This is a genomic window from Candidatus Palauibacter sp. (assembly GCF_965213655.1).
Taxonomy (GTDB): Bacteria; Gemmatimonadota; Gemmatimonadetes; order Palauibacterales; family Palauibacteraceae; genus Palauibacter.
Window position 1 is genome coordinate 512113 of record NZ_CBDBZT010000003.1, and the last position, 13232, is coordinate 525344.

At 70.6% G+C, this 13232-nt stretch carries 11 protein-coding genes; 2 read left to right on the plus strand and 9 right to left on the minus strand.

The genetic code is table 11. The features are described from left to right. Positions 1-38: 38 nt before the first annotated feature. On the plus strand, positions 39-1085 hold the full coding sequence (locus ACOOGH_RS04460) for a hypothetical protein (RefSeq protein ID WP_420447772.1): 1047 nt from the start codon (positions 39-41) through the stop codon (positions 1083-1085). Continuing rightward, on the plus strand, positions 1085-2845 hold the full coding sequence (locus ACOOGH_RS04465; RefSeq protein WP_420447773.1) for a stage II sporulation protein M: 1761 nt from the start codon (positions 1085-1087) through the stop codon (positions 2843-2845). Before ACOOGH_RS04460 ends, ACOOGH_RS04465 begins: the two co-directional genes overlap by 1 nt. On the opposite strand, the gene ACOOGH_RS04470 is transcribed toward ACOOGH_RS04465, so the two are convergent. Genes ACOOGH_RS04470 through ACOOGH_RS04510 form a run of 9 tightly spaced genes read right to left on the minus strand, consistent with a single transcriptional unit; the run spans position 2823 to position 13228 of the window. Next, positions 2823-4130 (minus strand): DUF58 domain-containing protein, encoded by a 1308-nt coding sequence (locus ACOOGH_RS04470; RefSeq protein WP_420447774.1) that lies wholly within the window; start codon positions 4128-4130, stop codon positions 2823-2825. The two genes, ACOOGH_RS04465 and ACOOGH_RS04470, sit on opposite strands and share 23 nt — an antisense overlap. Positions 4131-4141: 11 nt before the next feature. Then, entirely contained in the window at positions 4142-5089 is a 948-nt protein-coding gene (locus tag ACOOGH_RS04475) for an AAA family ATPase (RefSeq protein ID WP_420447775.1), read from the minus strand. After that, positions 5086-6351 carry a DUF4350 domain-containing protein gene (locus tag ACOOGH_RS04480; RefSeq protein ID WP_420447776.1) on the minus strand — a complete coding sequence of 422 codons (1266 nt, stop codon included), beginning with the start codon at positions 6349-6351 and terminating at the stop codon, positions 5086-5088. Before ACOOGH_RS04480 ends, ACOOGH_RS04475 begins: the two co-directional genes overlap by 4 nt. Next, positions 6348-7004, minus strand: coding sequence for a hypothetical protein (locus ACOOGH_RS04485; protein WP_420447777.1), 657 nt, complete (start codon positions 7002-7004; stop codon positions 6348-6350). Before ACOOGH_RS04485 ends, ACOOGH_RS04480 begins: the two co-directional genes overlap by 4 nt. Continuing rightward, complete coding sequence (locus ACOOGH_RS04490) at positions 7001-7906, minus strand: hypothetical protein (RefSeq protein WP_420447778.1); 906 nt, start codon at positions 7904-7906, stop codon at positions 7001-7003. Before ACOOGH_RS04490 ends, ACOOGH_RS04485 begins: the two co-directional genes overlap by 4 nt. A 39-nt stretch (positions 7907-7945) precedes the next feature. Beyond that, a complete protein-coding gene (locus tag ACOOGH_RS04495; protein ID WP_420447779.1) occupies positions 7946-8443 on the minus strand; it encodes a DinB family protein in 498 nt (165 codons plus the stop codon). A 2-nt stretch (positions 8444-8445) separates the two neighbouring features. Next, positions 8446-9831: a hypothetical protein gene (locus ACOOGH_RS04500; protein WP_420447780.1), complete on the minus strand. Its 1386-nt coding sequence runs from the start codon at positions 9829-9831 to the stop codon at positions 8446-8448. Further along, positions 9828-11819, minus strand: coding sequence for an alpha-amylase/4-alpha-glucanotransferase domain-containing protein (locus tag ACOOGH_RS04505; protein ID WP_420447781.1), 1992 nt, complete (start codon positions 11817-11819; stop codon positions 9828-9830). Before ACOOGH_RS04505 ends, ACOOGH_RS04500 begins: the two co-directional genes overlap by 4 nt. Beyond that, a complete protein-coding gene (locus tag ACOOGH_RS04510; protein WP_420447782.1) occupies positions 11816-13228 on the minus strand; it encodes a DUF3536 domain-containing protein in 1413 nt (470 codons plus the stop codon). Before ACOOGH_RS04510 ends, ACOOGH_RS04505 begins: the two co-directional genes overlap by 4 nt. Between the last annotated feature and the right edge of the window lie 4 nt (positions 13229-13232).

The following is a 13232-nucleotide window of genomic DNA, read 5'->3' on the forward strand; positions in this document are numbered from 1 at the left end:
GATCCCCCGGGTGGGGATCGACGAAAGGCGTCCCGTCCGTGTACAGCACATGCCTGTTCTGCAAGAGGCCACTGGGGTCCAACGAGGTCGTCGAGACCTTCCCGGTGGGACGCCGGCTCGCGTTCGATGCGGCCAGGGGCCGGCTGTGGGTGGTGTGCCGGAAATGCCGACGCTGGAATCTGACGCCGCTCGAGGAGCGATGGGAGGCGGTCGAAACGTGCGAGCGCCTCTTTCGCGCTACGCCGCTGCGGGCGTCCACCGACCAGATCGGCCTCGCCCGCCATCGTGAGGGCCTGGAGCTGGTTCGCATCGGGAGACCGCCCCGAGGGGAGTTCGCTGCATGGCGCTACGGCGACCAGTTCCGGAAGCGGATGCGAAAGTGGCAGTTGGCCCTCGTGGGGAGCGTGGCGGCCGGTCTCGCGTTCGTGAATCTGCCGGGCGCCATCGCCAGCGGTAGCGCCTGGGTCCTTCTGTTCGTGACCGCGACCCGCCCGGTCGCCAAGGTCGGGATCGGGGGCGCAGAGGCTGGTGGAGGCCCCGTCGGGCCGGGGACGGTCGTCAAGTTCACGGAGCGCAACGTTCGCTCGATCCGTATGCTGCCCGCCGATGACGAGACCGGATTCACAGTCGATATCCGCCGGGGGATGAGCCCGTTCCACGAAGCCCCGCGCGCGTCGTTCATGGGCGAAGACGCCCGGAAGGTCGCGGCGGCGGTATTGCCGGTGGTCAACGCGAACGGCGGCACGCGGCGCGCGGTTCAAGACGCCGTGGCTGAGATCGAGGTCCAGGGACACCCCGGCCGCTACGTCGCCCGGGCGGTGAGAGGCAACCCGGACGTCGACCGGGAGAGCCCCCCGGGATTCGTCACGAACCATGCGCAAGCCCACGCGACTGGCGCTGGAAATGGCCTTGCACGAGGAGCAGGAACGGCGGGCGCTGGAGGGCGAGCTTTGGATGCTGAGACAGGCATGGCAAGAAGCGGAAGAGATCGCGGCGATCGCGGACCGACTCCTGCTCCCGGCCGGGACCGACGCCTTCTTCGAGAAGTACGGAACCCGGCGGGGATCCAGGTTGAGTGTGCGTGATGCGTGAGACGCGGACGGGGCTCCACCGCCGGATCGCGCTGGAGACGCCGGAGCACGTCAAACTCGAGTACCAGCTCGCCGATCTGGGGTCGCGGGCCGCCGCCCTCGCGCTCGATCTGGTCATCATCGTGGCGGCGATTCTGGCTGTGGCGCTCGTCTTCCAGTACGCGGGCGCCTTCGGACGACCCGTGCTCTACATCGTGAGCTTCTTCGCGGTGTGGGGCTATTTCCTCTTCTTCGAAGCGGTGTGGGACGGACGCACGCCGGGGAAACGCGCGCTGGGACTGCGGGTGCTGCACGACGGCGGCGAGCCGCTCTCATTCCAGGGGTCGGTGCTTCGCAACCTGATCCGGATCGTGGACCTGCAGCCGGGGGCGACGGGGATGGCGGGGGCCGCCTCCATTCTGTTCAACCGTCGGGCGCAGCGACTCGGCGACCTGGTGGCCGGTACGATCGTCGTCCGGGACACGGGGGGCGGCGAGATGTTCGGAGACGAGCCATCGACGACGGGTCGGGCGGGGCGCCCCCGACTCACCGTCGAACAGTTCGCCCTGCTGGCGGGTTATGTGGCGCGCCGAGCCGGGCTGGAACCGGAGGTCCGGCGCCGCGTGGCCGCCTCCGTCTGGGACGCGGTGCGATCGGCGGCCGGCCGGGACGGCGTGGACCCCGAGGCGGCTCCCGATACGCACCTCCTCCGACTGCATGACGAAGAGGCTCCACGGCACGCCGCGCGCCAGGGTGGGGCGAGTCTTCAGGCCGCGGCCATGGCGCGGGAGCGCCGCGAGGCCTGGGCCACTTACACGGACCTGGTCGAGAAGGGGCGCGCCGGCGGGCTGGATCGGTTCAGCGAGGCGGAGGTCCGCGCGTTCGGTCGCCTGTACCGCGGGGTGACGGCGGACCTGGCGCGAGCGCGAACCTATGGCGCATCGCCGGGACTGCTGGAGGCGGTGGAACGATGGGCCGGGGCAGGGCACAACCTGCTGTACCGTGCGAAGGGAAGGGCGGCGGTCCCGCTCGGCCGCTGGACCGCGCGAGAACTGCCGCGGGCGGTGCGGCGCCACCACCGGTTGGTGCTCCTCGCGGCCCTGCTTCTCTTCGGCCCCATGCTGGCTTCGTACTGGGCCGTCCGGGATCAACCTGCGCGCGCGCGGGCGATCATGCCGGCCGGGATGCTGGCGAGGGCCGAGAACACCGCCCGCGGGGACATCAACGCTTCCTACGTCGAAGTCGAGGGCACCGAGCGCCCGACTCTTTCCTCCGCTCTGGTGACGAACAACGTGCGCGTCAGCTTCGTCGCCTTCGCGGCCGGGCTGCTCGCCGGCGCGGGCACGGTGCTGATCCTCGTCTTCAACGGCGTCCTGCTCGGGGCCGCGTTCGGGCTGTACGCGAATAACGAGGCCCTGGGCGTGATCCTCGCCTTCGTCTTCCCGCACGGGGTCATGGAACTGACCGCCATCTGTCTGGCCGGCGGGGCGGGACTGGGGCTCGGGTCGGCGCTCCTCGTACCCGGACGGCGCACGCGCCGGGAGGCGCTGAGGGAGCGAGGTCGGACCCTCCTCTCGCTCGTCGGCGGTTCGGTACTGCTCCTGATCGTGGCGGGGTTGGTGGAGGGGTTCTATTCCCCGTCCGCACTTCCGGCCGTGGCGAAATTCGCCTTCGGTGGTGGCACCGCGCTCCTGCTCGCCGCGTACTTCGGTCTTGCCGGCCGGGGCCCCGAGGCCGACCCGCGAGCGGAGGTCAGAGCAGTCCCCGCTCCTTGATCTCGACGTACTTGTCCAGGGTGCGCACGAGAGCGTCGCCGGGTGGCGTGTCCACGATGAGGATCCCCGACTGGCGCATGACCTGAAGCGTCGTGGCCCGTGACTGCACGAGTTCCTCCGCGGCGGCGCGATGGAAGACTGCGGCCTCATCCTCGGCGGGCTGCGTCGCGGCCGCTTCGAGGGCCGGGTTGCGGATGGCCACGGCCAGCGGCAGGTGCGCCCGTCCGATCCGGGCCAGAGAGGTCACGAGGGCCTTCGAGACGGCCTCGTCGATGACATCGCAGAAGAGGATGACGAGCGACCGCTTGCGGAACGTCCGGCCCAGGGTGGCGAGCGCGAGCGGGTAGTTGGGCTCCACCGGCCGGGTCTCCACGCCGGCGAAGATCCGGGCCAACGCGGCCGGGTCGGACCGGCGGGGCGGCGACAGATGCCGGATTTCGTCGTCGAACACGACGGTTCCGACGCGGTCCCCGAAGCTTCGCGCGCGGTTGGCGAGCATCATGCCCGCCGCGAGGGCGAAGTCCACACGTTCCCGGTCCTGCAGCCGCTCGCGCATGTGGCGGCCGGCGTCGATCGCGAGGACGACGGTCTGGCTGCGTTCGGCCTCGTAGTTGCGGACGACGAAACGCTGGCGCTTCGCCGACGCCTTCCAGTCGATGATCCGGGGGTCGTCCCCCTCGGTGTAGTCGCGCAGACTTTCGAACTCGCGTCCGTCGCCCCACTGCCGGCTGCGGCGCGAACCCGCCGTGCGGAGGCCTTGCCGAAGCGCGTGACCGCTTCGGTCCCGAAGCAGGCTCCGGATCCCGGGCTGCACCTGAAGGGTGTGCGTCGCGTCCACGGTGGAGCGCCGCCAGGCGAACCCCCACGGCGAGCGCGTTCGCAGGTGGATCGCCCCCATGACGAGGAACCCGCGCGTGCGAGGCCGCATCCTGTAGCGGGTGCGCACGACGGAGGTGGGGGGGATGTCCAGCCGCACCCCCGCCTCCCACGCTTCGCGTCCGTCAGCTCCGGGGAGGCGCCGCAGGGAGGGGTCGAGGTCGTCGGTGAGCAGGATCGAGAGCCTTCGCTGCGTCGGGTTGGCCACATCGATCCCGACGTCGGTGATCTCTCCGAGCGCCGCGATGCGCGGCACCGTGCGCGAGGCCGATGGAGACCGCGTCCGCCGGCCGTCGACCCAGGCCAGGAGAAGGATGACCGCATCCGCCGCCAGGGCGCCCGTCGCCGAGAACAGGAAGACGAACGAGGTCAGCCCGAGCAGCCACAGAGTCCGCCCGCTGGGGACCACCGAGATGCGGACTATCGGGGCGCCTCCAGCGTCTCGAGGAGCGCCCGCAGTTCATCGTCGGAAGAGCGTCCCTCGACCTCCGCCTCGGCGGTCAGCACGACGCGGTGCCGCAGCACGGGGAACGAAAGCGACTTCACGTCGTCCGGGGTGACGAAGTCCCGGCCGTGCAGGTACGCCTCGGCCCGTGCGGCCTGGAAGAGGGCCACGCCCGCGCGCGGACTCGCCCCCAGCGCGAACGCCTGGTCGTCGCGCGTGGCCCGCACGATGCCGGTCACGTAGCGCCGGACCCTCTCGTCCATGTGGACGCCGTCCACCTCGCCTCGCGCCGCGAGCAGCGACTCGCGCGTCAGCGCTTCCCCCATGGGATACGTTGCCTCGTCGTCCGCCCGGAACCCCGCATCGTGCCGGTCGAGGATCGCGCGCTCCGCCTCCTCCGGCGGGTAGTCGATCACGATCTTCATCAGGAAGCGGTCGACCTGCGCTTCGGGCAGGGGATACGTCCCCTCGTATTCCACCGGATTCTGGGTCGCGAAGACCGTGAACGGCTGGGGCAGGGGGCGGGTGGCGCCGTCGACGGTGACCTGCCGCTCCTCCATCGCCTCCAGCAGCGCCGCCTGGCTCTTGGGCGGCGCGCGGTTGATCTCGTCGGCAAGGAGGAGGTCGGTGAACACGGGACCGGGCCGGTAGCGGAAGTTCTGCTGGGTCTCGTCCAGCACGCTCACGCCGACCAGGTCGGTGGGCATGAGATCGGGCGTGAACTGGACGCGGCCGAAGTCGAGCCCAAGCCCCCGGGCGAGGGCGCGCACCGACAGGGTCTTGGCCGTCCCCGGGACGCCTTCGAGGAGCGCATGGCCCCGTGCCAGAAGCGTGATCATGAGCTGCCTGAGGACGGCCTCCTGGCCCAGGATCACCTTCTCGATGTCGCCCAGCAGACGCAGCGCCGCGTCGTGCGTGGTCATGGTTCTGCCCTTCGTCCGAGGTGGTCGTCGATGCCGGCGGCGACCATCGTCAGGTCCACCGGATCGGCGCGCAAGCCGCGCCGGATGCGGGTCAGAGCCGCCTGCTCTCCCCGCCGCGTCTCCAGTTCATCGATCAGCGCCCGGGCTTCGGCAACGTCCCGCGGCGGCGGGCGGCGTACGCTCCGGGCCAGCCGCGCCAGAAGGAGGAGGGCGGCCGTCCGCCGGGCCCGCGCCTTCTCGTACAGGTCGCCGAGAGCGGCGACGTGTTCGAGCGGAGATCTTCGCTCGCGGTCCGCCGGAGCCACGGCCAGTGTCGGAGCGCCGAATCGCAGCCCGGCGCATGCGAGCGCTAGGAACGCGGCGAGGAGGAGCTGGAAGAGCGTTTGTCCCTGCGCCGTACCCAGGACGAAACCCGCCCAGCGTCTCGCCGTGCTCTCGTAGCCCCGGATGCCCTGGTGGAACTCGGCGAAGAAGACCGTGTCGGCGGCGGTCGCGTAGGTGAGGACGGCGCGCATGACGACGAGCGCCAGGGGGTCGTCGGCGACGCGACCGTTCGAGAGCGGCTCCGCATCGCTGAGGACGATGACATGTCCGTCGCCGACGGGGATGAGGCCGGCGCCGGTCCACCTCCGATCCTCGTCGTCCCCTACCGTGAGGAGCCCCTGGAGGGGAGTCGGGGACGGCATGATCGTCTCATCGGAGGGGTCCGGCTCGCGCAGTGCAGCGTCCCGGCGCCGCTGCAGTTCGCGCGATGTCATCCACCGTATCGCGCGGCGTGGAGCCCTCGGCGCCGGCAGGCTGTCGGTCAGGGAGTGGGCGACCCACTCCGGCTGGTCCAGGTCGCCCGGCCGGGGCACGCGGAACGCGATGCCCAGGGAGTCCATCAAGGGCGTAATCCTCAACGCGCTGGTAATGGCAGGGAAGAGGCGCGGTGCGTACACAAGCGTGCCGCCGCGGCGCACGCGCTCGAGGAGGGCGTGGACCTCGACCGGGCTCGGTACGACCGTGGGCGAGAGCAGCACGAGCGCCCCCGGGACCGGGTCGGCGTCGGCCAGGGGGGTGAGGCGGGGCGCGGTCGGCTGGCCGAATCGTTCGAGCCCCCGGGCGAAGGCGGCCACGCCGTCCGGCGTCGTCCGGAAGTAACTGCGCTTCACGTCGAGCGCCGAGCGTCCCGCCGGTCGGGCGAGGTAGGCGGCGAGTCCCGCTCCGAGCGCAATCGCGCCGATCCACGCGAACGTCCTGACCCTGCCGGCCCCGCTCACGATGGGTCGGCCTCCTCACCCGACGCGGATGTCGGGCAGCCCGCGTCCCGCGCGAGGTCCTCCAGAGCCGCATAGCCTGCGGGGGTGGGCGTCTCCTGACCGAAGGAGAGTCCCTGGAAGTGACGGATGAAGTTGCGGCCGGTGCGGGTGTCCATCTCGAGAGCGTAGTCGCCGGGTGTCTTCGAGGAGTGGAACGCCACCGTGCCCTGATCGTCGAGCGTGAGGAGGAAACCCTGGTAGAGCGCGCTCGCGGCGGGCCGGAGCGCTCCCTCACCCGCCCGCGTCCGGGCGAGGCCGAACCACTCTCGCGCCGAGGCGGGCGCGCGATCGTCCTCCGGGCCCTCGTCTGCCCGCTCCCGCACCCTGTGCACCCACTGCGGCCCATGGCGCAGGGCCACTGCCCCCAGCGCGATGAGCGCGGCCAGGACGACGAGGACGGCCAGGATCTCCATGAGCCCGCCTCCCTCGTCGAACAGGAGTCGACGCAGCCAATCCCATGCATCCGAGAGCGTCCTGGCGATCCACTCGTAGATCCGCTGCCGTGCGGAGAGGGACGGAGAAACGAAGTCCGGTCCGGCTACGATCTCTCGCAGCGCGTCGGACATCTCGTCCGGCAACGGGAGGGGTGCGGCGGCGGGCTCCTGGACGATCACCGTCCGTCCGTCGCCATCGCGGCCGCGGCAGTCTCCAGGTCGGCGGCTTCCAGACGCACCCGCCGGTCGTGGTACAGGAAGAACACGGTCGCTACGAGGAAGGGCTTGGTGAACGACCCGATCAGCAGATCCAGGGTGTTCTGGACCGCCTGAAGGCCGGCGCTCACCGTGCCCGCCGTCGTGGGCGACGTGAACATCTCGAAGCCTCCGAAGAGCGCGAAGGTGCCGAAGGAGGGTCCCTCGCGGATGATCGATGCGACGAGCATGACACCCAGGATCCGGAGCCAAGCCCCTTTCCCGAGTTTCAGCGAGCGGCGCACCGCCCCCGGGGCGGCCCGACCCTCCATGAGCACGGCCGGAAAGATCGCGAACGAGATACGGAACCAGAGCGCCAGTACCACGAGCGCGCCCACGAGGCCCACGAACCCGAAGACGGCCATCCCCACGACGAAGTTGCCCAGGGCCGCGATCGCGGCGGCGCCCACGATCGTGACAGGGATCATGACGACCACGCCCGCCAGGACCGCGATCAGCAGGGCGAGCAGGTGCCCTCCGGCCGCGCTCGCGAAGGGGCGGAGTACACCGCGGTACGCGCTCTCCAGCGAAGCCGCACGCCCCTCCAGCCGGGCGGTCATGGCGACCGCGACCGCGAGCGTCCCCACCCACGAGAGCGCCGTCGCCGGGAACAGGATCGCCAGATCGTATCCGAGTTCGCCGACCGCCGGCGTGCCCGAGGGATCGAGCCCCGTACTGGGCGTCCCGAGGGCGAGCAGCATGGCGTATCCGGGGAGGGCGCCCACGAGGGCGATGAGGAAGTAGAGCCCGAAGTCGCGTCGGTAGAACTGGATGGCGCCGTCCAGTATCTCGCCGAAGCCCATGGGTCTCTGTGGTATGACGGACATTCCGCCCCCTCCACTCGGAGTCGGTTGATTCGGTCCCGGCTACTCCAGAATCCGGTCTCCGATGATGTGGGTGGCGGACTCCCACTCGTCGAGCGGCGCGGACCACGCCCTGTCGCGGATGCGGCGCAGGTAGGTGATCTGCGCCAGGTGGTACAGGTAGTGCTGGGCGATATGGATCACCGTCTCTCCCATCCTCGACGTCGTCTTTCCGTCCAGGGACGTACGCTCGGCCGCGAGATCGGCGTCGCTCTCGCATCCGTCCACCTCGGCGATGATCTGCTCCTGGATCGTGCGCATGCGCGCCGCGATCTCCTCCGCCGGGCCCGGGGCATCCTCGTCGATCACGGGTGTGATGCCGAGTTGTTTCAGAAACCAGATGTCCACGCGGTACATGTGGCGGCAGATCTTCCCGATCCCGCGCATCCCGTCCGCGGGCTGCCAGTCGAGGTCTTCCCGCGAGGTCCCCTCGAGGACCGTGAACAGCGGCCTGCGCGCAGCTTCGAAGATCTCGATCGTGTGGGCGATACGGGTCCTCATCGTTACGGGCTTCCTTTCGGCTGCAGTGCCTGCGACATGAACTCGACCGCGCGCGGGATGGCCCCGATCAGTGCGAGGAAGTCGTGCCCGCCTCCCTCGTAGATGAACGCCTCGAAGTCCGGAGCGGTGCGTCCGAGAGCCGCCATCGTTCGCATCAGGGACTCCGCCTGGCTCACCGGCACGACGAAGTCCGCAGTGCCGTGGTGCACCTGGACTGTGGGGAGATCGGCGGCAAAGAGGACGGACGAGCGGCGCACGAGTTCGAGGCGGGCTTCGGGGGTGGACAGCGTGCCCCTGACCAGCGGCTGGACGACGGTGGAGTCGAGATGGATGAGACCGGGCAGGTCCCACGGACCGTCCAGCGCGGTCTTCCACGCGATCACCCTGATCCAGTTGTCGAAGAAGTCCGTGGGCCCGAAGAATGCCACGATGCGTTCCACCCGTTCGTCCCGCGCTCCCGCGAGCAGGGCGACGCCGGCCCCCCGACTGCCGCCGAGAATATGGATGGCGCCCGGCCGGACCTCCGGCGTGGTCTCGAACGCGACATTGGCGAGCGCGAGCGCATCGTCGACATCGTAATCCCAGGGACTGGAGGGGCCTTCCGACACCCAGCTCCGCCCGTCGTAGCGCAGTGGCTCGCTGCGGAATGAGGGAATCACGTAGACGAAGCGGCGGCTCAGCTCTCCGAGGGCCAGCACCACGACCTGGAGGTCGTCGACCGATACCCCGCTGTCGCCCCCGTGGGAGTACATGAGCAGGGGCAGGGTCTCGGGAGCCGCGCCGTCCGGCACGATGATGGCGCCGAAGTGCCGGGCGCCCGCCACCACGTGGGAAACGATGCGCAGCGTGGCCGTCCCCTCGCCGAAGGCCAGTTCTTCGGTCAGTTCGACCGAGACCCCCGCCGCGGAAATGTCACGCTGTGCCCAGTCGGCTCGTACGGCCTCGACCTCCGTTGCGGAGGCGGGGGCGAACAGCGCGTCGAGTTCGGCATCGAGATCAATCGCCTCGGCGCGAACGGTGGCGCCGGCCCGGCCGGCCGCGATCGCGAGACGCTGCGGGCCGGGGGTGGCCCCGAGTGTCCATGTCGTCGCCGCTTCCCCGTTTGCGTCGGTGGCGGTCGAAGCCGGATCCGTGCTTCCGTGGCCGGGCTCCGGCTCGAAGGTGACGGTGGTTCCACCGACGGGACGCCCCTCGGCGTCGAGAACCCGCACGGCGATGGGTTCGGCCGGCGGGCGCGCGGGCACCCCGCGCTGATCCGCGCCCGTGAGGACGACGATGGACGCCGGTCCGGTTTCGGGGGGCGCGACGGTATCGGCCTCTCCGCATGCGGCGGCCATGACGCCCAGGAGGACGGACCACCGCGGGTCGAACTGTCGCCCCCGGTTCATGCCGGACCTCCGACGGCTCCGGAGCCGACAGCGGGTGTCAGTCTGACGTGCGCCCTGCGGACCGCTGTCGGCCACGCGAGTTCGACGAGTTCCCCCTGGTCGATCTCCTCGAAGCCCCGTTCCGACCGGGCCAGCGTGATGATCCGCGTGCGCGACTCCCGTGGCGCACATGACTCGCCCTCGGTCACCGCCGGCTCGACCCGCATCGGATGTGCCAGCGCCAGCCGGGTGACGACCAGGCCGTCGGCGGGGAACTCGGCTTCGCTCCAGTCGAGCGTGGCTTCGATCCGGCCATCGCTGTGAACTTCGAGCGTCTTCTCGAGTCGGGGGAGGCCCGGCTCGGACTCCAGCTGCAGGTGGACCCGGCCGGACCCGACGCTCGGCGCCCCCACGAGTCGGAACGGGTGCGGTCGCCAATCCGCGAGAACGGACCGTTCCCGCATGCCCGGGCCGTTGGGCGGTGCGAGCGCGATCTCCTGCAGCAATGCCAGCGGGACGCCGTCCGGAGCGGGTGCGGCGGGAGCTTCCGATTCGCGGTCGTGCACCGAGGCGACGCCATCTTTCCGGGTGCGCGCCCCACGGGTCGCGTCTCCCTCTCCCTCGAGCGTCACGCCGGATTCCAGGGGATCGCGGTGGTAGGCCTCGAGGCGGCGGGAGAGGACATCGACGTAGTTCACGCCGTCTCGGAAGACCGTGAGCATCTCGATCGCGCCACCGCGCGCGGGGCTGATCACGATGGAACTCCAGGCTGAATGGATCCAGATCTCGTCATGGCCGTCCAGGTCGAAGTCGAGAATCTCGAACGCAATGTCTTCTTCCCCGCGCAAGCGCTGTTCAGCCGCGGCGAGTTCGCGCCAGATCGCCCGGCGCATGTGAGGAAGGTAGACCCCGCCGAACACGCCGTGCCAATACGCGTCGTTGCACTGCGCCCGCGCGATGGCACGGCGGGCCTCGGCCGGCTCGCCGCGAGCCCTACACAGCGCGGAGAGTCGGAGCGCCGTCTTGTGCATGCGGTTCGACTCGGGGTATCGGGTAAGGAAACCCTTCCAGTGCCCGCCGCGGATCAGCGGGTCGATGCCTCCCTCGTCGGATGCCGTGGCGACCAGCCGCTCCAGGCGCCGCGCGGCGGGGCGGGGGAGCGTCCATTCCTCCATCTCGCGGTATGCGCCGGTCGCGGGATAGACGAGCCCGCGGCTCGGGCCGGAGGCCGCCTCGCGGGTCGTGACCAGCTCCAGTTCGCCCCGCCCGCGGGCCGCGTTCAGCCCCTCGAGAAATGCCTCCAGCCAGCCACCGTCGTATACCCATTCGCGGGTGTCCGGCCAGCCGCCGAACTTCTCGCCATCGTCACCCAGCACGAGTTGACCGCTCCCCGCCCGACGCGCCTCGGCGAAGAAGTCCACGATCTCATTCGCGGGCCGAAACGGGATCAGGTACCGGAGCCGCTCGTCGATCGGAAGGAGGCGGAGCCGCTCCCCGCCGCTCTCCGTTGTGAAGACGCCGTCCAGTTGCTCGCGCTCGAGTCCGCAGGCGAGGAAGTGACGGTCGTCGAGGAGCGTGTATTCGATGCCTGCCCGCGCCAGATCGGAGGCGAGGTCGGGCTCCCACACCCGTTCCGTGAGCCACAGGCCGGTGGCCTCGACCCCGAAACGGCTGCGGAGATCCGATCGCATCCACTCGATCTGTTCCAAGCGGTCGCGAGGCGGGATCGCGGCTAGGATGGGTTCGTAGCGTCCGGAGGCGAGGAACTCGATGTGGCCGTCCGACGCCCGCGTCCCGAGATCCTCGAGAAAGTCCGGGGCGTGGTCCTCCAGCCAGTCGAGGAGGGGGCCGGAGAGGTGCAGCGATATCGGGTACGTGCCGTGTGCGTGGAGGGCATCGAGGAGAGGCCGGTACACCCCGGTCAGGTGATCTTCGAACACATGGTCGAAGTTTCCCACCGGCTGGTGGAGGTGAAGCGCGAAGGCGAAGCGGAGCGGGCCTCGGCTCACGCGTCCGCCGGGATGCGGGCGCCGGCGCCCGACTTGAACTCGCGTTCGTACACTTCCGCCGCGTCCGCGAGGTCGGCGTCGTTCGCCGGGGCCCTCGCTAGGTCCGCGACGAAGGCGGTCTCCAGCGCCTCGGCACGCTCCGGCGCGAGCCGACGCAGGCGGTCGAGGGCGTGGGCGGCGTAGCCGAGCACCTGCGTGGCCTCGATCCCCGCCACATCGTCGAAGAACCACGCGCACGAGGTGAACATCGCCGCCCGGTCGCGGGCGAGCTCGAGGAGTGAGAGCGCCTCGTCCCGGCAACCTTCGCGTGCGGCCTCGATGGCGAAGTTCCCCAGCCCGGAGGGGTCACCGAGGACGTCTCCCAGAGCCGCCACCGTCTGCCGGGGTTCCCACAACCGCCCCGGCGCGAGGGTCGCGAAAGCCTCATCCAGACCGGCGGCGAGCGTCTCGAGCGCTTCGCGCAGCGGCCCCCGCCAACGCTGCTGCGAATCGATGTGCGGGGCCAGCCGGCACCCGCACGCCGAGCGCCAGCGCTCGATTCCGTGCGCGCAACTCCAGGAGCTGGGCTCATTCAGCGTCACGGCGGGCAGCTCGCCGGAGCGGGCGAGTATCGAGGCGAAGTTCCCGACCTCGGCATCTCCGCTCTCGCGGACGCGCGAAATCACCTCCACCAGCGTGCGGTCGGCCCCCCTGTGGTGGTGCCCGAACGTCTCGCCATCGGTCGCCAGCGCGACGAAGGGTGCGCCCCTGCCGGCGGCCGCCCGCAGTTCAGCGAACCAGGCCTCGCGGCCTTCGAGCAGCGCCCCGAACGCGACGCCGTGCGAGAGCGCCCCATCGTAGACGAAGACCGCGATCTCGCGTCCTCCGCCGAGGCGGACCCGTCCGAGGCCGCCATTGGGCGGGTCCGCAACCTGGTGGGCCCCCAGGACGGTGAACGCCACGTCCTCCTCCGCCAGCACCTCGAGCGTGGCCATGTCGACCGCCGTCTCCGGGAGCCACATGCCCTCGGCGCGCCGCCCGAAGCGTCGTTCGAAGTCCCGCAGCCCCCAGCGCACCTCCGCCTTCTTCTCGCGGCGGGAGGCGAGCGGGAGGATGATATGGTGGTAGGGCTGGGCAAGTGCGTTGCCGTACCCCAGCCGCTCCCGGCTCGCCCGGTCCCCGCGAACGAAGCCTTCATGGACATCCCGGCGCTCCCCCTCGAGCCAGCGCGCGAGCGTCGGGCCGAGGTCGAAGCTCAGCCAGTCGAACGCCCCCGCGCGCGCCAGAGGCTCGTAGCATTCCGCGGTGATCCGTTCGTTCCAGTTCTCGAACGGGGTCGCGCTCGGCTCGCTGCGGACCCGGTCCGTCCACGGATTCTCGCGCGGCGGCTGGTAGAAGTGGCCGTGGAGGACGACCGTGGCCTGACCCACGGCC

Bases quoted from the DNA above. Each gene is read 5' to 3' on its own strand.
- ACOOGH_RS04490 (WP_420447778.1), bottom strand. From the start codon at position 7,906: ATGTCCGTCATACCACAGAGACCCATGGGCTTCGGCGAGATACTGGAC.
- ACOOGH_RS04465 (WP_420447773.1), top strand. From the start codon at position 1,085: ATGCGTGAGACGCGGACGGGGCTCCACCGCCGGATCGCGCTGGAGACG.
- ACOOGH_RS04500 (WP_420447780.1), bottom strand. From the start codon at position 9,831: ATGAACCGGGGGCGACAGTTCGACCCGCGGTGGTCCGTCCTCCTGGGC.
- ACOOGH_RS04475 (WP_420447775.1), bottom strand. From the start codon at position 5,089: ATGACCACGCACGACGCGGCGCTGCGTCTGCTGGGCGACATCGAGAAG.
- ACOOGH_RS04495 (WP_420447779.1), bottom strand. From the start codon at position 8,443: ATGAGGACCCGTATCGCCCACACGATCGAGATCTTCGAAGCTGCGCGC.